This window comes from Nocardioides zeicaulis (assembly GCF_042432345.1).
Taxonomy (GTDB): Bacteria; Actinomycetota; Actinomycetes; order Propionibacteriales; family Nocardioidaceae; genus Nocardioides; species Nocardioides zeicaulis.
The window spans coordinates 1,500,977-1,520,692 of the sequence record NZ_JBHLXH010000001.1 but is presented as its reverse complement, the minus strand read 5'-3'; the positions used below and the strand labels follow the sequence as shown (position 1 = coordinate 1,520,692).

18 protein-coding genes and 3 tRNA genes are annotated in these 19,716 nt (G+C 74.0%); 13 read left to right on the top strand and 8 right to left on the bottom strand.

Annotation, left to right across the window (positions count from 1 at the left end):
- Positions 1-67: 67 nt before the first annotated feature.
- A complete protein-coding gene (locus ACFFJG_RS07535; RefSeq protein WP_378517981.1) occupies positions 68-1,321 on the bottom strand; it encodes an MFS transporter in 1,254 nt (417 codons plus the stop codon).
- Positions 1,322-1,389: 68 nt separating this feature from the next.
- Between ACFFJG_RS07535 and ACFFJG_RS07530 the strand changes: the two genes are divergently transcribed.
- From ACFFJG_RS07530 to ACFFJG_RS07495, 8 genes are all read left to right on the top strand, one after another.
- Positions 1,390-1,983: a helix-turn-helix domain-containing protein gene (locus ACFFJG_RS07530; RefSeq protein WP_378517980.1), complete on the top strand. Its 594-nt coding sequence runs from the start codon at positions 1,390-1,392 to the stop codon at positions 1,981-1,983.
- Positions 1,984-2,018: 35 nt separating this feature from the next.
- Positions 2,019-2,858: a prolyl oligopeptidase family serine peptidase gene (locus tag ACFFJG_RS07525; RefSeq protein WP_378517979.1), complete on the top strand. Its 840-nt coding sequence runs from the start codon at positions 2,019-2,021 to the stop codon at positions 2,856-2,858.
- 45 nt (positions 2,859-2,903) lie between these two features.
- Positions 2,904-3,233, top strand: coding sequence for a sterol carrier family protein (locus ACFFJG_RS07520; protein WP_378517978.1), 330 nt, complete (start codon positions 2,904-2,906; stop codon positions 3,231-3,233).
- Complete coding sequence (locus tag ACFFJG_RS07515) at positions 3,230-4,135, top strand: 2-hydroxyacid dehydrogenase (RefSeq protein WP_378517977.1); 906 nt, start codon at positions 3,230-3,232, stop codon at positions 4,133-4,135. Before ACFFJG_RS07520 ends, ACFFJG_RS07515 begins: the two co-directional genes overlap by 4 nt.
- A 38-nt stretch (positions 4,136-4,173) precedes the next feature.
- Positions 4,174-4,992, top strand: a complete 819-nt coding sequence (locus tag ACFFJG_RS07510; RefSeq protein WP_378517976.1) for a GNAT family N-acetyltransferase — start codon at positions 4,174-4,176, stop codon at positions 4,990-4,992.
- 24 nt (positions 4,993-5,016) lie between these two features.
- Positions 5,017-6,366, top strand: coding sequence for a dipeptidase (locus ACFFJG_RS07505; RefSeq protein ID WP_378517975.1), 1,350 nt, complete (start codon positions 5,017-5,019; stop codon positions 6,364-6,366).
- 75 nt (positions 6,367-6,441) lie between these two features.
- Positions 6,442-6,909, top strand: coding sequence for an SRPBCC family protein (locus tag ACFFJG_RS07500; protein WP_378517974.1), 468 nt, complete (start codon positions 6,442-6,444; stop codon positions 6,907-6,909).
- Positions 6,909-7,946, top strand: coding sequence for an NAD(P)H-binding protein (locus tag ACFFJG_RS07495; protein ID WP_378517973.1), 1,038 nt, complete (start codon positions 6,909-6,911; stop codon positions 7,944-7,946). Before ACFFJG_RS07500 ends, ACFFJG_RS07495 begins: the two co-directional genes overlap by 1 nt.
- 27 nt (positions 7,947-7,973) lie before the next feature.
- Here the strand turns inward: ACFFJG_RS07495 and ACFFJG_RS07490 are convergent, their stop codons facing one another.
- A complete protein-coding gene (locus tag ACFFJG_RS07490) occupies positions 7,974-9,737 on the bottom strand; it encodes an ATP-binding protein (protein WP_378517972.1) in 1,764 nt (587 codons plus the stop codon).
- A 100-nt stretch (positions 9,738-9,837) separates the two neighbouring features.
- On the opposite strand from ACFFJG_RS07490, the gene purF reads away from it, so the two are divergent.
- From purF to ACFFJG_RS07475, 3 genes are all read left to right on the top strand, one after another.
- On the top strand, positions 9,838-11,373 hold the full coding sequence (purF, locus tag ACFFJG_RS07485) for an amidophosphoribosyltransferase (RefSeq protein WP_378517971.1): 1,536 nt from the start codon (positions 9,838-9,840) through the stop codon (positions 11,371-11,373).
- A 32-nt stretch (positions 11,374-11,405) separates the two neighbouring features.
- Positions 11,406-12,479, top strand: coding sequence for a phosphoribosylformylglycinamidine cyclo-ligase (gene purM / locus ACFFJG_RS07480; protein ID WP_378517970.1), 1,074 nt, complete (start codon positions 11,406-11,408; stop codon positions 12,477-12,479).
- A 152-nt stretch (positions 12,480-12,631) separates the two neighbouring features.
- Positions 12,632-12,817 (top strand): DUF3073 domain-containing protein, encoded by a 186-nt coding sequence (locus ACFFJG_RS07475; RefSeq protein ID WP_378519463.1) that lies wholly within the window; start codon positions 12,632-12,634, stop codon positions 12,815-12,817.
- A gap of 398 nt (positions 12,818-13,215) precedes the next feature.
- On the opposite strand, the gene ACFFJG_RS07470 is transcribed toward ACFFJG_RS07475, so the two are convergent.
- The 6 genes from ACFFJG_RS07470 to ACFFJG_RS07445 all read right to left on the bottom strand — a co-directional run bounded on the left by ACFFJG_RS07470 (position 13,216) and on the right by ACFFJG_RS07445 (position 19,026).
- On the bottom strand, positions 13,216-14,307 hold the full coding sequence (locus ACFFJG_RS07470) for a Glu/Leu/Phe/Val family dehydrogenase (protein ID WP_378517969.1): 1,092 nt from the start codon (positions 14,305-14,307) through the stop codon (positions 13,216-13,218).
- Between the two features lie 117 nt (positions 14,308-14,424).
- Positions 14,425-15,777 (bottom strand): hypothetical protein, encoded by a 1,353-nt coding sequence (locus tag ACFFJG_RS07465; protein ID WP_378517968.1) that lies wholly within the window; start codon positions 15,775-15,777, stop codon positions 14,425-14,427.
- A 77-nt stretch (positions 15,778-15,854) separates the two neighbouring features.
- Positions 15,855-15,931, bottom strand: a tRNA-Phe gene (locus tag ACFFJG_RS07460).
- 51 nt (positions 15,932-15,982) lie between these two features.
- The gene (locus ACFFJG_RS07455; RefSeq protein ID WP_378517967.1) at positions 15,983-17,311 is read right to left on the bottom strand and encodes a sensor histidine kinase; all 1,329 of its coding nucleotides are present in this window, start codon (positions 17,309-17,311) and stop codon (positions 15,983-15,985) included.
- Positions 17,308-18,411, bottom strand: a complete 1,104-nt coding sequence (locus tag ACFFJG_RS07450) for a cytochrome P450 (RefSeq protein ID WP_378517966.1) — start codon at positions 18,409-18,411, stop codon at positions 17,308-17,310. Before ACFFJG_RS07450 ends, ACFFJG_RS07455 begins: the two co-directional genes overlap by 4 nt.
- Positions 18,412-18,654: 243 nt before the next feature.
- A complete protein-coding gene (locus tag ACFFJG_RS07445; RefSeq protein ID WP_378517965.1) occupies positions 18,655-19,026 on the bottom strand; it encodes a response regulator in 372 nt (123 codons plus the stop codon).
- Between the two features lie 185 nt (positions 19,027-19,211).
- Here ACFFJG_RS07445 and ACFFJG_RS07440 point away from each other — a divergent pair.
- Both ACFFJG_RS07440 and ACFFJG_RS07435 read left to right on the top strand, forming a co-directional pair.
- Positions 19,212-19,284: transfer RNA gene (locus tag ACFFJG_RS07440), tRNA-Glu, on the top strand.
- 105 nt (positions 19,285-19,389) lie between these two features.
- Positions 19,390-19,463 (top strand) — tRNA-Asp (locus ACFFJG_RS07435).
- Positions 19,464-19,716: the final 253 nt, after the last annotated feature.

Below are 19,716 nucleotides of genomic sequence, written 5' to 3'. Positions count from 1 at the left end.
CGGAGCTCGTGCTTGGCGCCCGGGATCGCGGGTGCGAAGTGAGAGAGTCCCCGGATATCCGGGGACTTCAGACCGCCGCCGCCGCCACGGCGGCGCCCCCGTCGCGCTCCCAGTCGCACGGGCGCGGCACCGAGCGGATCGAGCGGCTCGCGGTCAGGAGGAGGGCGAGGAGGGCGGAGGCGACCACGAGGGCGCTGATGGCGACCGTGCCGCCGCGGTGCTCGAGCAGCCAGCCGCCGAGGAGCGGCGCGAGTGGCATGACCGACATCGAGACGAACTGGCTGGTCGAGCCGACGCGACCCTGGAGGTGGTCGGGGGTCACGGCCATCCGGTACGAGCCGATTCCGGCGTTGCCGACGGGGTTGAGCAGCAGCAGCAGGAAGGTGCACGCGCAGGCGGTCCAGGGGCTCGCCGAGAACGCCAGCGGCACGAGCGGCAGGCAGCACGCCCACCCCACCAGCACCGTGAGCCGACCCGTCGGCAGCCGGTCGATCAGCGTCGGCGCGAGGGCTGCCCCGACGAGCCCGCCGACGCCGGCGGCCGTGGAGACCAGCCCGATCTGGGCGGCCGGCACGCCCGCCTGCACCATGCGCAGCACGACGACGAAGAACAGCGCGTTGACCACGAGGTTGGTCATCGACGACCACCCCAGCAGGACCCGGAAGAACGGCCGCGCCCACATGAAGGCGAACCCCTCGGTGAGCTGGCGGCGCAGCGGCTCGGGCCGCCGGTGCGGGGCACCCAGGTCGGTGCGCACCCGCGAGACCGTCACGCACGCGACGGCGTACGACACCGCGTCGACGGCGAACGGCAGCCAGCGGGTGACGGCGTAGAGCGCACCGCCGAGCGGGCCGCCGACGAGCGAGGCGACGTGCTGGCGGGCCTGGTTCTGGCTCATCGCCGTCGGCAGGTCCTCGGTGCTCACGACGGTCCGGATCGCCGAGGTCTGGGCGGGGCTGAAGGCCCCGGCGGCGACGCCGGTGACCAGGGCGACGACCGCGAGGTGCGCCAGCGTGAGGCGGCCGAGCGCGCCGGCGAACGCGAGGGAGGTGTGGGCCGCGCACCCGGTCGCGCTCGCGGCCAGCATGATCCGGCGGCGGTCCACGCGGTCGGCGAGGACGCCGGCGGGGAGCAGGGTGGCGCACAGGCCGCCCAGGTACGCCGCCTCGACGAGGGCGGCGGTGAGGGCCGACCCGCTGAGCGCGTAGGCGATGAGCGGGAAGACGAACATCGACAGGCTGCTGCCGAGCTCGCTGACCGTGTCGCCGATCCAGAGCACCGTGAAGTCGCGGTTCTGGGAGAGCTGTCGATAACCGGGCATGTCCGCACCATATGATGCGCAATAACTGTTGCGCAATAGTGCGTGCGCAACTCGGCTAGGGTGGTGCCATGACCCAGCCCCGCCGCCTGAGCGACCCCCGCGTCCTGCGCGCGATCGCCCACCCGGTCCGCACGCGCATCCTCGACGAGCTGTCGGCCACCGGCCCGGTGCGGGCCGCCGACGTGGCCCGCGACCTCGGCATCCCCGCCAACCAGGCCAGCTTCCACCTGCGCCAGCTCGCGAAGTACGGCCTGGTCGAGGAGGCACCCGAGGAGGCGCGCGACAAGCGCGACCGGGTGTGGCGCGCCACCGCGGCCGAGGGGTTCAGCGTCAACCTCAGCGAGCTGGCCGACGTCCCCGGCGGCCGGGCGGCCGTGGAGGTCTTCCGCAGCAGCAAGTCCGCCGCGCTGCACGAGCTGGTCGACCGCGCGTTCGCGACGAGCCGCGACGAGGGCCGCGGCGTCTTCGCGGTCTCCGACCACGCGATCCGCCTCACCGACGAGGAGGCCCACGAGCTGAGGGCCGAGATCGACGCGGTGGTGGAGGGCTGGGCCGACCGCACCCGTGGCCGCGACCCGGGCCGACGGACCTACCACGTCGTGCAGCTCGTGCAGCCGTTCGCCGAGGGCGACCACGGCGGGGCGCCCGGCGTCGACCCGTGACCCAGCCGTCGGACGCGCGGCTCCGAATCCCGGCCATGCGTCGACGTACCCTGCTCGCCCTTCCTGCGCTGGGGCTCGGCGCCTCCGCCCTCGCCGCGTGCTCCGGCGAGCCGTCCGGCACAGTGGGTGGGGTGAGCGACCACGTGAGCCCCGATGCCGGCACCGAGCGCATCTCCTACGGCGACGACCCCAGCCAGTGGGTGGACCTCCACACCCCCTCCGGCGACAGCCGCGGGCTGGTCGTCGTGATCCACGGCGGCTTCTGGAAGGCGCAGTACGGCGCGGACTACGGCGCCCCGCTCGCCGAGGACCTCGCCGGGCGGGGGTGGACCGCGGCCAACGTGGAGTACCGCCGGGTCGGCAACGGTGGCGGGTTCCCCGAGACCCTCGACGACGTGCACGCCGCGATCGGTGCGGTCGCCGACGGCACCGACGGCCCCGTCGTCACCCTGGGCCACTCGGCCGGCGGCCACCTCGCCGCCTGGGCGGCCGCGCGCGGCCGCTTCCAGCGCTGGTCGGGCGGGCCCGACCTCACCCACGTCGTCAGCCAGGCCGGCGTGGTCGACCTGCGCGCCGCCGTCCGCGACCACCTCGGCACCGACGCGGCCCTGGCGTTCCTGGGCGAGCCGAGCGAGGCGACCTACGAGCGGGCCGACCCCATGACGCAGGTGCCGCTCGACGTGCCGGTGTGGGCCGTCCACGCCCGCGACGACGACACGGTGCCGTTCAGCCAGTCCGAGGACTACGTCGCCGCCGCGACGCAGGCCGGGGCGGAGGCCACGCTCGTCCCGGTCGAGGGCGGCCACTTCGGCGTCATCGACACCGGCAGCGACGCCTGGGCCGCCTGCCTCGAGGTCCTCGACTCCATCGCCTGACCGCCGGCGCGGTGCCCGCCACGTCGGGCTGACTAGGCTCGTCGGGTGCCTGCCCGACTCAAGGTCCTCAGCCCCGACCAGCTCGCCAGCGCCGACACGAAGGCGCAGGTCAAGCACTACCTCGCCGTGCTCGAGACCCGCGCGCCGGGCAGGTCGGTGGAGGTCCGGGTGCCGCCCTACGCTGCCGTCCAGGCGATCCCGGGGGTGCGCCACACCCGCGGCACCCCGCCGGCGGTCGTCGAGACCGACGCCGAGACGTGGCTCGACCTCGCCACCGGGCGTACGACGTGGCACGAGGCGGTCGACGCGGGCCGGGTCCTGGCCAGCGGCGAGCGCACCGACCTCTCGGCCTACCTCCCCCTGGGCCCGGCGTGAAGGCCGTCCTGTCGAGCCGCGAGCTCGCCGACGCGGTCGGCCCGGTCGACGGTGTCGAGATCGAGGTGTGGAACGGCGACGGCCCGACCCCGGCGGGCGACGTCGAGGTGTGGGTGCCCCACTACGCCACGAGCGCCGACGTGATCGACCAGGGCCACCGTCTCCAGGGGCTGCAGGTCGTGCAGCTGCAGAGCGCGGGGTACGACGGCGTGGCCGAGCGGCTGCCCGACGGGATCACGCTCTGCAACGCGGCGGGCGTGCACGACGACGCCACGGCCGAGCACGCGGTCGGGCTCGTCCTCGCCAGCCTCCGCGGCATCCCCGAGGCGGTGCGCCAGCACGGCCACTGGCAGCGGATGCCCGGGCGGCGCTCGCTCGCCGACTCCCGCGTGCTGGTGCTGGGCTACGGCTCGATCGGGCGCGCGCTGGCGGAGCGGCTGCTGCCGATGAAGGCGCAGGTCACCGCCGTCGCCACGCGCGAGCGCGACGACGACCTGGTCGGCCGGGTCCGCAGCACCGACGACCTCGCCGCACTGCTGCCCGAGCAGGACGTGGTGGTCGCGCTGGTGCCGCTCACCGAGGCCACCCGCGGGATCCTGGGCGAGGAGACGCTGGCGCTGCTGCCCGACGGCGCACTGGTGGTCAACGTCGCCCGCGGCGGGGTCGTCGACACCGACGCCGTGCTGCGCCACGCCGGACGGCTCCGGTTCGCGCTCGACGTCACCGACCCCGAGCCGCTGCCCGACGGCCACCCGCTGTGGGACGCGCCCGACGTGCTCGTCACTCCGCACGTCGCGGGCGGCACCACCGCGATGCTGCCGCGGATCTCGGCGCTGGTGCGCGACCAGCTGCGCCGCCGCGTCGCCGGCGAGCCGCTCGTCAACGTCGTCGCGACGCCGTGAACGCCCGGGCGCCGCGGGTGATGGCCTAGCCTCCGCCCATGCACGTCACGTCCCTGGGATTCCGCACCGACCTGGCCCTGCTCACCTCCTCCGGGAGCATCGTGGAGGACCGCGGCACGCACCTGGTGGTGCGCACGCCGGACAACCCGGCCTACTTCTGGGGCAACTTCCTGCTCCTCGCCGAGGCGCCCGTCCCGGGCGGTGAGCGGGAGGTCGTCGGGGCGTTCCGCACCGAGTTCCCCCGGGCCGACCACGTCAGCATCGGCATCGACGTCCCCGACCTCTCCGACGAGTCCCGCGCCGCCTTCGAGGCGGCCGGGCTGGTCGTCGACGTCGCGACCGTGCTCACGGCGAGCAGCCTCGTCGCGCCGCGTGAGGTGGAGGCCGAAATTCGTGCGCTCGACTCCGACGACGACTGGGAGGGGCGGGCCCGGCTCAGCCACGCGCTCTACCCGGGCATGCCGGAGCAGCGGTTCATGACGTTCGCCCGCGGCAAGAACGTCCAGGAACGCCGCCTCGCCGACGCCGGACGGGGGCGCAGGTTCGGCGCGTTCGTCGACGGCGCGCTCGTCTCCACCGCAGCGGCGTACGTCACCGAGGACGGCGTCGCGCGCTTCCAGAGCGTCGAGACCCACCCCGACCACCGCCGCCGCGGGCTGGCCGCCGCGGTCGTCCACGCAGCCGGGCGGCACGCGCTCGACCACCTCGGCACCCGCACGCTGGTGATCGTCGCCGACACCGACGGCGAGGCCATCGGCGTCTACCGCCGCCTCGGGCTCGCCGACGCCGAGCGGCAGCTCATGCTGGAGCTGCGCTCGGGGGACTGGGCGACGGACCGGGCGAAGCACGAGAACTGACATCGGCGTCCTAGGCTGTCGGTCATGACAGTCGACATCGCCGCTCGCCTCGCCGAGGTCATGCCCGGCCTCCGCCGCGACCTCGAGGACCTGGTCCGCATCCAGTCGGTGTCGGCCGACCCCGCCCGCGCCGCCGAGGTGGAGCGCAGCGCCGAGGCGACGCGCGACCTGTTCCTCGCCGAGGGCTTCGAGACCGACATCGTCCGCGCCCACGACGGCGCCCCGCCGGCCGTGATCGCGAGCAAGGCTGGGCCCGAGGGCGCACCCACCGTGCTGCTCTACGCCCACCACGACGTGCAGCCCGAGAACGACCACGCCGACTGGGACTCCCCGCCGTGGGAGCCCACCGAGCGCGGCGACCGCCTCTACGGCCGCGGTGCCGCCGACGACAAGGCCGGCATCGCCGCCCACCTCGGCGCCGTGCGGATCTTCGGCGACGAGCTCCCGGTCAACCTGGTGCTGTTCATCGAGGGCGAGGAGGAGGTCGGCTCCGACACCCTCGTCGAGCTGCTCGAGGCCCACCGCGACCGCCTCGCCGCCGACGTCATCGTCATCGCCGACTCCGGCAACTGGGACATCGGCGAGCCCGCCCTCACCACCAGCCTGCGCGGCCTGGTCCGGATGGACGTCGAGGTCCGCACCCTGACCCACGCCGTGCACAGCGGCATGTGGGGCGGCCTGGTGCCCGACTCGATCCTCACCCTGAGCCGGCTCATCGCCACTCTCACCGACGACTCCGGTGCCGTGGCCGTCGCCGGCCTCCACTCCGGCCGCGCGGCCGACGTGGAGTACCCCGAGGCCCGCCTGCGCGCCGAGTCCGGCGCCGCCGAGGGCATCGAGTGGATCGGCACCGGCAGCATCGTCGAGCGCCTGTGGACCCAGCCCTCGATCGCCATCACCGGCTTCGACGCCCCCAAGGTCGACGGGGCGTCCAACACCCTGGTCCCCGCGGCACGCTGCCGGATCAGCATGCGCATCGCGCCGGGCGACACCACGGAGAACGCCGTGGAGTGCCTCCAGGCCCACCTCGAGAAGCACGTCGCCTGGGGCGCCACGCTCACCACGACGGTCGTCGACACCGGCGAGGCCACGCAGATCGACGCCAGCGGCCCGGCCTACGACGCCGCCCGCGCGGCGTTCGCGGAGGCGTGGGACGGCACCGCGCCGGTCGACATGGGCGTCGGCGGCTCCATCCCGTTCATCGCCGAGTTCCTCGAGGCGTTCCCCGAGGCCAGCGTGCTGGTCACCGGCGTCGAGGACCCCGACACCCGCGCCCACGGGGCCAACGAGGGTCTCCACCTCGCCGAGTTCGAGCGCGTCGTCAGGGCCGAGGCGCTGCTGCTGCGCAACCTCGGCGAGATGCCGCGCGGCTGACCCACGCCTCCCGGTCGCCACCCCGCGGGGTGGCGGCCGCAACCGCCCGCGTGCCGACGCCGGTAGCCTCGCGCCATGGCGACGTTCCGGGCCCGTGACCGCTCCTCCGCCGTGCTCGGGAGCAGCCGCAGCGAGGTGTGGGCTGCGCTCACCGACGCGGACCTGATGGCCCGCTTCACCCCGTACGTCACCGGCATCGACGTCGACGGCGACCGGTGGACGTGGCGGATGGGCACCATCCCCGTGCTGGGCACCTCGGTGGCGCCGAAGTTCACCGAGGTCATGGAGCTGCAGCCCGAGGAGCGCATCGACTTCCGCCACGACCCCGCGCGCTCCGACGAGATGACCGCGGTCGAGGGCACCTACCTGCTCTCCGACCACCCCGACGGCGGCACCGACGTGAGCATCGACCTCGAGATCGTGGTCAGCCTGCCGCTGCCCGGGCTCGCCCGCCCGGCGGTCGAGCGGGTGATGGCGGGCGTGGTCAAGCACATGGGTGCGGTCTTCTCGCGCAACCTCCTCGCCCACCTCGGGGAGGCGTGATGCGCGTCCTGGTCCTCGGCGCGACCGGCTACGTCGGCTCGCGACTGGTCCCGCACCTGGTCGGCCTCGGCCACGAGGTCGTGGCGGCCTCGTCCTCGCCGCCCCGGCCCGCCCGGTTCGGGTGGAGGGAGGGCGTCAGCGCCGTGCAGTGCGACGTCCTCGACCCCGCCGCGGTGGAGCGGACGCTCGAGGGAGTCGACGCGGTCGTCTACCTCGTGCACTCCCTCGACCGCACCGACTTCACCGACCGTGACCGGCGCGCCGCGGAGACCGTCGCGCGGGCCGTCGGGCGCAGCGACGTGCGCCGCCTGGTCTACCTCTCCGGCCTGGTCCCGCAGGTGCCCGAGCGCGAGCTGTCGCGCCACATCTCCTCGCGGCTCGACGTCGAGCGCGTGCTGCTCGCGTCCGGCACGAGCGCGGTGGCCCTGCGCGCCGGCGTGGTCATCGGTGCCGGCTCGACGTCCTACGAGGTGGTCCGGCAGGTCGCGACGCTCTTCGTCGTGCAGCCGGTGCCGCACTGGATGCGGCACCGGGTCCAGCCGGTCGCGGTCTCCGACGTGCTGCGCGCCGTGGGCGAGCTGCTCGAGGACGACACCGAGGGCGACGTCGACCTCGGCGGCCCCGACGTGCTGGCCTACCCCGACCTCATGGCCGCGTGCTCGCGCGCCGGGCGGCTGACCCGCCTGCGGCTGCCGGCCCCCGTCGCGCCGCCCGCGCTGGTGGGCCTGGCGACCGCGCTCGCCACCACCGCGCCGTTCCACACCGTCACCGCCCTCATCGAGTCGCTGCACCACGACATGGTGTGCCGTCCCGGCCGCACGTGGGCGCCCGCCTCGGGCGGGCCGCTCCTCGGCGTCGAGGAGGCCCTCGCGCTCGCCTCCGACCCAACGACCGCGGGACCGGAGGGCTCGCTGCCCTCCGACCCCGGCTGGACCCGCCGCGGGGGCCTGTTCGACCTGCTGCCCGCGCCGGCCTCGACCCGGCAGGCGGTCCGCCTGGGCCTGCACCGGCTGCGCGTCCTCGTGCCGGGCGCCTGACGGCACCCGACCCCTCCGCCAGGGTCCTCAGGCAGCGGGCAGGCGGACCCGGAAGGTGCTGCCCCGCCCGAGCTCCGACTCGATCTCCAGGTGCCCGTGGTGGCGGTCGATGACGCGCCGCACGATGGCCAGGCCCAGCCCGGTCCCGGACTCGGCGACCGCCTCGGGGTTGGTCGACCGGAAGAACTCCGTGCCGATGCGCTCCTGGTCTCCGGCCGAGATGCCGATGCCCTGGTCGGAGCAGGTGAGCACCGCCTGGTCGCCGGCCAGGGCGAGGTCGACGGTGACGCTGCCCCCCTCGCGGGTGTACTTCACCGCATTGCTCAGCAGGTTGACGCACACGCGGTCGATCTCGTCGGCGTCGCCGAGCGCGGTGACGGGGTGCGCGGGCAGGTCCACGTGGAGGAGGACACCCTTCCGGCTCGCGGTGAGCGCCACCACGTCCACCGCATCCGCGACCACCTGCCGCAGGTCGACCGGGCGCGCCACGAGGGGGTGGCCGGCCTCGCCGACCCGGGCGAGCAGGAGCAGGTCGTCGATGACCCGCCCCATCCGCTGGGCCCCCCGGTCCAGGGCGGCGAGCCACCCGCGGGACTCCTCCGACAGCTCGTCCGCCAGCTCGAGCAGGTCGAGGTGGCCGCGCACGGACGCCAGCGGGTTCTTCAGCTCGTGGGCGACGGTCGAGATCATCCGGCCCTTGTAGTCGTCGAGGGCGCGGAGCTCGCGGACCAGGTGGTGCTCGCGCTCGAAGGTCCGCGCGTTGAGGATCGCCCGTCCGAGGTCGTGCCCGATGTCGAGCGCCGCCGCGGCCTCCTCAGCGGTCCACACGGGAGCACCCGGCAGCCGGGTGAGGGCGAGGTGGCCGACGCACTCGGGCCCGGCGCCGAGGGGCACGAAGAGCACCGAGCCCACGTCGAGGTCCCGCAGGAGGTCGAGGATCATCTCGCGCTGCTCAGGGGTGACCGGCAGGTCGTGGCCCGGTGCGACCACCACGGCGTCCTGGCGGCGCCACGCGTCCTGCGCGACCTGCTCGACGAGCGCGGCCAGGGCGGGGTCGACGCTGACCTCCTCCCCGGAGCTGGTGTGCACGTGGCTGGCCACCTCGCCGGGGGTCCCGGTGGTCTGCAGCCACATCCCCGCCGCGCGGAAGCCCTCGACGAGGGCCGCGGTCGAGTCCTGCAGGATCCGCTCGATGCTCAGCTGCGCGGACGCCTCGCGCACGATGCGGCGAGCCGCGTCCGACACCCGCACCTGCTCGGCGAGCCGTTCGCGCTCCAGGGCGAGCACGACCGCCCGCTCCGCCTGCTCGGCGTGCACGTTGAGGACCTCGCGCTGCGCCTCGCCGGGTCGTCGACCGTCGGTGGGGACGTCGACGGACAGGATGCCGACCAGGCTCCCCTCGGCGTCGTGGAGCGGGGCGGCGAGGTAGTCGTGGGGGTCCCAGGCGTCCTCGACGTCGAGCCGGTCGAGCTCGGGCACCCAGCCCCACGCGCCGCGGGTCGCGGCCACCCGCTCGGCGGGCACGAACCGGAGCCGGCCCCAGTCGTCGGCCTCGGCCAGCTCGGCTCGGAGGTCCGCCATCGGGATGAGCACGTCCTCGAGGTCGCGCCGCGCCTCCTCGCTGCCCGCGATCGCCACCACCTGGAGGGAGTCGTCGCTGCGGACCAGCCCGATGGTCACGACGGCGAAGCCGGACAGCCGGGCGATCCCCTCGGCGATGAGCTGGAGGGTCTCCCGCGACGCGGGGTCGGACCAGGAGTAGCGAGATCCGGCGATCGGCTGGTCGGGCATGGACTCTCACAGGTGTGGGCGAGGTCACGATCGTAGTGGAGCGACCGCCCGGTGGTCCGGACTTCGCCGGATGCGGCGCCTCGCCCGTAGACTCCGGGTCGTGCCTCAGCCGGTGAGCAAGCGCAAGGGTGGCGACGGCCGTCTGTCGGCGGCGATCGACCCCCAGGACCAGGGGCCCCAGGACGCGTGCGGCGTCTTCGGGGTCTGGGCTCCCGGGGAGGACGTCGCCAAGCTGACCTACTTCGGCCTCTACGCGCTCCAGCACCGCGGCCAGGAGTCCGCGGGGATCGCGGTGAGCAACGGCCGCCAGATCCTGGTCTACAAGGACATGGGCCTGGTCTCGCAGGTCTTCGACGAGTCCACGCTCGACTCGCTCAAGGGCCACCTCGCGATCGGCCACTCGCGCTACTCCACCACCGGCGCCTCCACCTGGCAGAACGCGCAGCCGACCTTCCGGCCCACGCCGGACGGGTCGATCGCGCTGGGCCACAACGGCAACCTGATCAACACCCACGAGCTGGCCGAGATGGTCGCCGACCTGCCCGGTCCGGCCGGCGAGCTCGACATCAAGGGCGTCGAGGCGACCAACGACACCAGCCTGGTCACCGCCCTCCTCGCGCACCACCCCGACACCTCGCTCGAGGAGCGCGCCCTCGAGGTGCTGCCCCAGGTGCGCGGCGCCTTCTGCTTCGTGTGGATGAACGAGCACACCCTCTACGCCGCCCGCGACCCGCAGGGCATCCGCCCGCTCGTCCTCGGCCGTCTCGAGCGCGGCTGGGTGGTGGCCAGCGAGGACGCTGCGCTCGCCACCATCGGCGCCTCGGTCGTGCGCGAGGTCGAGCCCGGTGAGATGGTCGTCATCGACGAGAACGGCCTGCGCTCGCACCGCTTCGCCGAGCCCGACCGCAAGGGCTGCGTGTTCGAGTACGTCTACCTCGCCCGCCCCGACGCCACCATCAGCGCCCGCAGCGTCCACGAGTCGCGCGTCGAGATGGGCCGCCAGCTCGCCCGCGAGTTCCCGGTCGAGGCCGACCTGGTCATCCCGGTGCCCGAGTCGGGCACGCCGGCCGCCGCCGGGTACGCCGAGGAGTCCGGGATCCCGTTCGGCCAGGGCTTCGTCAAGAACGCCTACGTCGGGCGCACCTTCATCCAGCCCAGCCAGACCCTGCGCCAGCTCGGCATCCGGCTCAAGCTCAACGCCCTCGAGCACATGATCCGCGGCAAGCGCATCGTGGTCGTGGACGACTCGATCGTGCGCGGCAACACCCAGCGCGCCCAGGTGCGGATGCTGCGCGAGGCCGGCGCCCTCGAGGTGCACGTGCGGATCTCGAGCCCGCCGGTGAAGTGGCCCTGCTTCTACGGCATCGACTTCGCCACCCGGGCCGAGCTGATCGCCAACGGCCTGACGCCCGAGGAGATCGCCGCGAGCGTCGGCGCCGACACCCTCGGCTACATCTCGCTCGACGGGATGATCGACGCCACCCGGCAGTCGCCCGGGTCGCTGTGCACCGCGTGCTTCACCGGTGAGTACCCCATCGAGCTGCCCGACGAGAGCCTGCTGGGCAAGCACCTGCTCGAGGCGACCCTGCAGTCGCCGACGATGGGCCGGGCGCTGCCGGTCCTCAACAACCCCTGACCCGCACCCCGCCGCCACCTCCGAGGAGCCACGTGTCCGACGCCGCTGACAACGCCTACGCCGCCGCCGGGGTCTCGATCGAGGCGGCCGACCGCGCGATCGACCTGATGAAGGGCTGGGTCGAGAAGGCCAGGCGCCCGGAGATGATCGGCGGCCTCGGTGGCTTCGCCGGGCTCTTCGACGCCTCCGCGCTGACCCGCTATGAGCGCCCGCTCCTCGCCACGTCCACCGACGGCGTCGGCACCAAGGTCGCGGTGGCGCAGATGATGGACGTCCACGACACCATCGGCTTCGACCTCGTCGGCATGGTCGTCGACGACCTGGTCGTGTGCGGCGCCGAGCCGCTCTTCATGACCGACTACATCGCCTGCGGCCGGGTCGTCCCCGAGCGGATCGCGGCCATCGTCAAGGGCATCGCCGAGGCCTGCGTGGTCGCCGGCTGCGCCCTCATCGGCGGCGAGACCGCCGAGCACCCCGGCCTGCTCGACCCCGACGACTACGACGTCGCCGGTGCCACCACCGGCGTCGTGGAGGCCAGCCGACTGCTCGGCCCGGGCCGCGTGCGCCCGGGTGACGTCGTGGTCGCGATGGAGGCCAGCGGCCTGCACTCCAACGGCTACTCCCTCGTGCGGCACGTCCTGCTCCAGCAGGCCGGCTGGAGCCTCGAGCGCCACGTCGACGAGCTCGGCCGGACGCTGGGCGAGGAGCTGCTCGAGCCGACGCGGATCTACGCCAAGGCCTGCCTCGACCTCGCCGACCGCACCGAGGTCCACGCCATGTCCCACGTCACCGGGGGCGGGCTCGCCGCCAACCTCGAGCGGGTGCTGCCCGAGGAGCTGTCGGTGCGCATCGACCGCTCCACCTGGACCCCGCAGCCGGTGTTCGACCTGGTCCGCCAGGTGGGTGGGGTCTCCCAGCCCGACCTCGAGGCCACGCTCAACTGCGGTGTCGGCATGGTCGCGCTGACCGCCCCCGACGCGGTCGACGCCGCGATCGCCCTGCTCGCAGGCCACGGCGTACGGGCGTGGGTGGCGGGCGAGGTGAGGGCCGACTCCGAGCGGGGCGGCACGGTCACCCTGGAAGGCCAGCACCCCGGCTGGGCGTGACATTGCGAACTCCGCGCACGAAAAGCGGGGTCTTGGTGTGCGGGAACAGCCACCGCTCAGGTAGCGTTGCCCTCACGATATGTGACCGATCAGACCGGGCGCGTCGAGTGCTCCTCGGCAGCCCCGGCCAAGTGTGCGAGGGGGTCGACCCTATGGGGCGCGGCCGAGCGAAGGCGAAGCAGACGAAGGTTGCCCGCGACCTGAAGTACCGGACTCACGAGACGGACTTCGGCGCGCTGGCGAAGGAGCTGCACGGAGAGGCTCCTCACTCCACGAGTGAGGTCGAGGCCGACGACGAGTGGTCGGACTATCCCGACCCTCTGCGACGGGCAGACTGACTCACGCACCACCACCCGGGTGACCGGCCCACGGGCGTATGCCGCTTCGGCGGTGCACGTCCGGACGCTGCTCCGCGCCCTCAGGGCGCCGGGCACGAGCTGACGCACCTGCACGCGCAGACACCGCCGAGCTGACGCACCTGCACGCGCAGGCACCGCCGAGCTGACGCACCTGCACGCGCAGACACAGTGAGTCGGCGTCAGTGCACCCCGGAACAGCACCGAGTCGGCGCGAGTGTCCCGGCGTGAGGGACATTCGCGCCGACTCGGCGACGTCGTGCTGTGCAGATGTGTCAGCTCGGCACCCGTACGGCGTGCAGGTGCGTCAGCTCGGCACCCGTACGGCATGCAGGTGCGTCAGCTCGGCACCCGTACGGCGTGCAGGTGCGTCAGCTCGTTCAGCCCAGGTAGAGGCCGCGCAGGCGGCCGACCTCGCGCATGCGGCGCTCGGCGACCCGGTCGGCGGCCTCGGCGGTGGTGATGCCCTCGACCTTGGCCAGCTCGAACACCGAGCGGGTGGTCTCGAAGATGCCGGTGGCGCGCTGCTTGGCGCGCTCGAAGGAGAAGCCCTCGAGCTCGTCGGCGACCTGGATCACGCCGCCGGAGTTGACGCAGTAGTCGGGGGCGTAGAGCACGCCGCGCTCCTCGACCTGCTTCTCGATGCCGGGGTGGGCGAGCTGGTTGTTGGCCGCGCCGCAGATGATCTTCGCCTCGAGGACGTCGAGCACCTCCTCGGTGATCGCACCGCCCATGGCGCAGGGGGCGTACACGTCGATCTCGCCGGCCACCAGCTCGGCGGTGGAGCCGACGGCCTGGACCTGGGGGTGCTCCGCGCGGATCGCCTCGACCGAGGGGGCGTGGACGTCGGTCACGACGACCGTGGCCCCGTCCTCGACGAGGTGACGCACCAGGTGGCGTCCGACCTTGCCGACGCCGGCGATGCCGACGGTGCGACCGGCGAGCGTCGGCTCGCCCCACACCTGCTCGGCGGCGGCCCGCATGCCCTGGAAGGTGCCGAAGGCGGTCAGCACCGAGCTGTCGCCGGCGCCGCCGTGGGCGACCGTGCGGCCGGTGACGAAGTCGCATTCGCGCGCGATGTGGTCCATGTCCTCGCTGAAGGTGCCCACGTCGCAGGCGGTGAAGTAGCGGCCGTTCAGCGACTGCACGAAGCGGCCGTAGGCGCGCAGCAGCGCCTCGGTCTTGAGCTCGCCGGGGTCACCGATGATCACGGCCTTGCCGCCGCCGAGGTCGAGACCGGCGAGGGCGTTCTTGTAGGACATCCCGCGCGAGAGGTTGAGCACGTCGACGATCGCCTCGTCGGTGCTGGCATAGGGGTAGAAGCGCGTGCCGCCCAGGGCCGGGCCCAGTGCCGTGGAGTGGATCGCGACGATGGCCCTGAGGCCGGTGGCGCGGTCGTTGCAGAAGACGACCTGCTCGTGCTCACCGCCGAGGTCGAAGACGTCGACGCCTGACGTGGGTGCTCCAGACATGCCTGGGTTCCTTTTCTGGTGGGTGCGGCCGCGGGGTGTGCGGACCTGGTCGGCGCGGTCGAGGGGTGGTGACCGCCGTCACGCTCAGGGTAGCCCCGGCGCTCGCCGCGCACCGCATCACGCAGGGGTCGCGGACCGCATCACCACGAGGTCGCCGTGGGTGCCGTAGCCGAGCAGCTCGCCACCTGCCCTGGTGCCGTCGAACGTCGCCATCAGCCACGTCCCGTCGACGCGCGCCAGCGAGGGCCACGGCAGGTTGGTGGGGTACGGCGCGTCGAGCAGCCCGACCTCGCGCATCGCGTCGTCGAAGACCGGGTACCGACCACGCTGGCCACGACGGGAGTCCCGCCCGTCGCTGGCCAGCACCCGGAGCTCCCCGTCGACCTCGAGCACCGTGGTGCCCTCGGTCGCGCGACGGTCGGTGGCCGCGCCGCGCAGGGCGAGCGAGCCGAGCTCCGGCCCGCCCGCGAGCGCCGGGTGGAAGTCGAAGAACCGGCGCGCGCTGACGAACCCGACCAGCCACTCCCCGTCGCGCCGCACCAGGTGCGGGTCCCAGGTCGCGATGGAGGCCAGCCCGTCGACCGGCAGGGGCAGCTCGCGGGTGTCGAGCACGTGGGTGCCGGCCAGCAGGTCGGCCGACGACTCGGCGAGGGTCACCCGCAACCCCGACGGCGTACGACGTCCGCCCCGGCCGCGCGGCACCTCGAAGTCGCCCCACGTGCTCGTCGCGACCAGCCAGCCCTGCCCGGAGCGGACGAGGTGGGTGGCGTGGTCACCGAAGACTCCCGGCACGTCGGGGCGGCGGAAGAAGAGGTCCGCGCGGTGCGCGAGGTCGTACGACGTCACGTCGAGGCGCCACACGCTCGTGTGCGCGGTGTCGAAGAAGCCCGGGCCGGCCGACGTCGCCGTGAGCCACACGGCGTCACCGTCGCGGACGGGGCTGCCGTCCTCCGTCGTCACCAGCCGCACGTCGCGCAGGCCCAGCTGACCGAACGGGCCCGCCTCGCCGCCGCCGGCGGGGAACCCGACGTGCAGGTCGGCCAGCAACGCCTCGTCGCGCACGTCCACGACCGGGGCACCCCCGTCGGGGTCGCGCAGGTCGTGCCGGGCGCGGGCGACCCAGCCGGCGGCCTCGCGCACCCACGCGGTCACGTGCGACCCGGTCAGGGTGAGGGCGAGCGCGGAGGGCGACGACGCGCGGTGGAAGCGTCGGCTGCGGAGGTCGCGCTCGCCGACGGGCCCGGGCACCCGGAGGTGGACCGACCCGTCCGTCAGCCCGGCTTCCAGCCGGTGCCCGCCGAGGTGGAGGGAGACGGTGCTGCCGTCGTGCGCGGCGGCGGTCGCGGCGACGTACGGCGCCACGGCGGGGAGAGGCACCGGGCCGGCGGACGAGGCCTCGATCGCGGCCCGGCCGCCGGCGAGCAGGTCGACGGGGCGCAGGCGGCGCGCGACCTCGAGGCGGGGGAGCACGCGCCCCATCATCGCGGCGCCCGGGACCGGGAACGCCACAGGGCCCCGATCGGGACGTGATCGGGGCCCTGCGGTGGTGGTGGCCAGGGGCGGGGTCGAACCGCCGACCTACCGATTTTCAGTCGGTCGCTCGTACCAACTGAGCTACCTGGCCAACGCGGAGGAGACTACAACAGGCGCACGGGGCGCGGTGAATCGGCTCGCGTCACGGACGTTGCGTCGACTGCGCCGGCAGCTCGAGCCAGAACGACGTCCCGGAGCCGAGCGTCGACTCGCCCTGGACGGCGCCGCCGTCGCGCTCAGCGATGGTGCGGCTGATCGACAGGCCGAGGCCGCTGCCCTTGGTGGACGGCCCGGCGAAGCGCACGAAGGGTTCGAAGACGCGCTGCAGCTGCTCCGGTGCCAGGCCGGGCCCGTCGTCGCGGACGATGACCCGCACCATCGGCCGGCCGCTCTCCCCGAGCAGCGTGGTCGCCGAGAGGTGCACCGAACCGCCCTCGGGGCGGTGGTAGGCGATGGCGTTGCCGAGGAGGTTGGTGAGGACCTGGCGCACGCCCGCCTCGTGCGCCCACACCGTGAGGGTGGGGTCGATGTCGGTGTGGATCGTGACGCCGGCGTTGCGTGCGGGTGCCCGGTGCCAGTGGACGACGTCGGCGACCGCGTCGGCGACCACGACGTCGTGGCGCTCGTCGTCGCTGGCCAGCGTCCGTCCGGCGCCGAGCAGGCTGTCGACGACCGAGACCAGCTGGTCGGCGGCGCGCAGGATCACCGGGCCGTCACGGAGCAGCCCCTTCGACACCGGGTCGTCGGGCTGCTGGGTCGCGTCGTCCATCAGCACCTCGGTGTAGCCGACGATCGCGGCGAGCGGGGTGCGGAGCTCGTGCCCGACAGCGGCGAAGAACTGCTGGTAGGCCAGCTGGGCCTCGGTGCCGGTGTCGATCGCCTCGGCCAGCGCACGGCGGGAGTGCTCGAGGGTGATCCGCGAGGAGACGGCCGCGGTCAGCAGCCGGACGTCCTCGACCAGCTCCTCGGGCCACGGCCCCGCCTCCAGGCTTATGGCCGAGAGGCTGCCGAACATCTCGCCGCGCGAGGTGAGGGTCGACCCGATGAGGCTGCGCACCCCGAAGCGCGCGAGCTCGTCGCGGTCGACGTCGGCGGCGGACGGCAGCAGGTCGCGGTCCATCAGGACGACGGTGTCCTCGCGCGCCAGGCGGGAGAGCCACGGCATGCTGAGCGCCGCCTCGGCGCCCGCGCCGGCCGGCGGCAGGCCCGAGAAGCCCGAGCCCGGGCGCACCCACTCCTGGACCCACGCGCGGCCGCCCAGCTGGATCCACCGCGACCGGTCCTCGGGGGAGAAGACGGTCAGCGCGCCCACCACGACCTCGACCCGCGGGTCGGTGAGGAGGTGGGCCGCCACGCGGGCGATCGACTCGCCGACCCCGGCGTCGCCGTCGAGGATCTCGCGGGCGAGCGCGGCGCCGTCCCCCGAGACGGGCGCCGCGGAGACGTCCTGCAGGGCAGGGTGCTGGATCACGTGCGCGCCTCCCTCCGGCCGACGACCCTCACGGAGCACGGTATCGGTGCGATGCCCCTGCTCTGGTCGATTCCCACGGGTTCGTCGAGCCGGAGCTGGTGCTCGACCGCCCAGGTGGCGAGGCTGACGAGCATCGCCAGGCCCAGCGTGCGGCCCGGACAGGCGTGCGGACCGGCGCCGAAGGGCAGCCACGCGCCCGGTCGGCGGGCGGCGTCGCCCCAGCGCGCCGGGTCGAAGCGGGGGAGCGTCTCCTCCTCGCCGGGCACGAGGTCGGGGCTCCGGCCGAGCAGGAGCGGGCTGACCAGCACCATGCCTCCGGCCGGCACCGCACGGCCGTCGAGCTCGCAGTCGCGGGTCGCCACGCGGGCGGTCAGCCAGGTGGGGGGCGTCAGGCGCAGCGACTCCCAGACCGCGTGCACCGGGTCGACGTCGCCGGTGGGGTGGTCGGCCAGCCACGCGAGCAGCCACGACCCCGCGGCGATCGGCACCTGGACGCCCGCGGCGAGCATCGCGGCGGCCTGCTGGGGCGTGCCCTCGAGGTCGGGGACCGAGCCGAGGGCGTCCTCGAGCGCCAGCCTGGTGCGCTCCTCGGCGCGCCGGGTCCGGCTCCACCGCCGCGGGGGGCGGCGGGCGGCGATGACGGGCCCGAGCGCGTCGACCCATGCCAGGACCAGCGCGGCGACCTGCTGCAGGCGGGCCTCGTCGGCTCGGGGCAGGACGGCGGTGGTGGTGCCGAGCGCGACGGGCCGTCGCAGCGCGCGCATGACGTCGTACGGCGCGGTGGGTGCGGTGCGCTCGTGCTCGGCGCACTCCGCGAGCCACTCGGTGGCGAAGCGCTCGGCGCCGTGCCCGACGTGCGGCTCGGCGAGCGGCGCGAACAGCAGGTGCCCCGAGCGGCTCTCGCCACGGCTGGCCGAGAGGTCCCCCGTGCGGCTGACGTCGCCGGGGAAGTCGTAGTCCGCAGGCGTGGTCAGGACGTGCCTGGCCAGGGCGGGGGTGGTGGCGACCCAGGGGCCGCGCGGTCCGAGGACGGCCAGCCCGGACCGCGGCAGGGAGAGGACAGCGCCGAGCCGGCCACCGGCCGACTCGGCGCTGCCCACGTGCATCACGGTGTGTGCCTCAGTGACGAGGCCGTGCCCGGCGGGTCAGCGGCGGCCCGGGGCGGGACGCCAGAAGTAGATCGACTGCGCCTGGGTGGCGGCACGCTTGGCGTCGAGGTGGGTGCGGATGCGCTTCATCATGGTGTTCTCCAGGGGGTGGGGGGTGGTGCACGCCAGGGAGGCGTGCGGTGCTTCCGCGCCACGCTGGGTCCTGCCCGGGACGAGAGCGTCCGGGGTGTCGGGTCAGGAGTCCATCGTGCGTAGCGTCTCCGTGATCAGGTCAGTCAGCTGCTGGATGCGCAGCGGCTTCTGCATCACGTTCTCGACACCGAGCTCTTGCAGGGTTGCTCGGTGCTCGCCGGCCCAGGCGCTGATCACCACGACCTTCATGGTCGGGGCGACCTCAGGGTGCTCCCGGAGCCAACGCACGACCTCCACACCGTTCATGCGCGGCATGGTGAGGTCGAGGAGCATCACGTCGAAGGTCTCCTGCTGGAGACGCTCGACCGCAGCCTGCCCGTCCTCGGCGGTGGCGGCCACATGGCCGGCCCGCTCCACGAGGCGGGAGAACACGTCACGAATGTCCTCGTTGTCGTCGACGACGAGGAAGTGCAACTGCCGAGACGCGCTGCTCACGTGGTGAAGGCTAGTCAGTTCAGGGGGTGTCTGGGGGGTCAATCCGGACAACTCGTCGAAATCTTCCGCAGAACTAGGCCAGTGCTCCTGGTCCGGAGTTGGGGGCCCGTCCGCGCCAGCCCCTATGCTGTGGCCGTCCGACCGGGTCCGCCCCGGACGGGCTGGCCCCCATCGTCTAGCGGCCCAGGACCCCGCCCTTTCACGGCGGTAGCGCCGGTTCGAATCCGGTTGGGGGTGCGACCCGGCACCGCGCGCCGGCAGCGACCGCACCCCGATTTGGTGGTCGCCGTCAGCCATGGGTTACAGTTCCACCGCTTCGCAGGAAGCACGCAGGAAACACCTGGCCCCGTAGCGCAGTTGGTTAGCGCGCCGCCCTGTCACGGCGGAGGCCGCGGGTTCGAGTCCCGTCGGGGTCGCAGGAGCATGCAGGAGAGGGAGAGCCGGACGGCTCTCCCTCTCCTGCATTTCGGCACCGCGCGGCTCGTCGCCGGTCAGGCCCGCCTCCCTACGCTGGCGCCATGCCCGTCGACCTCGATGCCGCCGCGTTCGACGCCATGGTCGAGCGCGCCCTCGACGGGCTGCCCGACGACCTGGCCGGTCTGGTCCAGAACGTCGTGGTGCTCGTCGAGGACGACGCGCCCGCCGACGACCCCGACCTGCTCGGGCTCT

What these genes read in the sequence shown, in the direction of transcription:
- ACFFJG_RS07490 (WP_378517972.1), bottom strand. Translation starts at nt 9,737, where the DNA reads ATGCCCGACCAGCCGATCGCCGGATCTCGCTACTCCTGGTCCGACCCC.
- ACFFJG_RS07510 (WP_378517976.1), top strand. Translation starts at nt 4,174, where the DNA reads ATGCACGTCACGTCCCTGGGATTCCGCACCGACCTGGCCCTGCTCACC.
- ACFFJG_RS07525 (WP_378517979.1), top strand. Translation starts at nt 2,019, where the DNA reads ATGCGTCGACGTACCCTGCTCGCCCTTCCTGCGCTGGGGCTCGGCGCC.
- ACFFJG_RS07470 (WP_378517969.1), bottom strand. Translation starts at nt 14,307, where the DNA reads ATGTCTGGAGCACCCACGTCAGGCGTCGACGTCTTCGACCTCGGCGGT.
- ACFFJG_RS07535 (WP_378517981.1), bottom strand. Translation starts at nt 1,321, where the DNA reads ATGCCCGGTTATCGACAGCTCTCCCAGAACCGCGACTTCACGGTGCTC.
- ACFFJG_RS07530 (WP_378517980.1), top strand. Translation starts at nt 1,390, where the DNA reads ATGACCCAGCCCCGCCGCCTGAGCGACCCCCGCGTCCTGCGCGCGATC.
- ACFFJG_RS07500 (WP_378517974.1), top strand. Translation starts at nt 6,442, where the DNA reads ATGGCGACGTTCCGGGCCCGTGACCGCTCCTCCGCCGTGCTCGGGAGC.
- ACFFJG_RS07505 (WP_378517975.1), top strand. Translation starts at nt 5,017, where the DNA reads ATGACAGTCGACATCGCCGCTCGCCTCGCCGAGGTCATGCCCGGCCTC.
- ACFFJG_RS07495 (WP_378517973.1), top strand. Translation starts at nt 6,909, where the DNA reads ATGCGCGTCCTGGTCCTCGGCGCGACCGGCTACGTCGGCTCGCGACTG.
- ACFFJG_RS07475 (WP_378519463.1), top strand. Translation starts at nt 12,632, where the DNA reads ATGGGGCGCGGCCGAGCGAAGGCGAAGCAGACGAAGGTTGCCCGCGAC.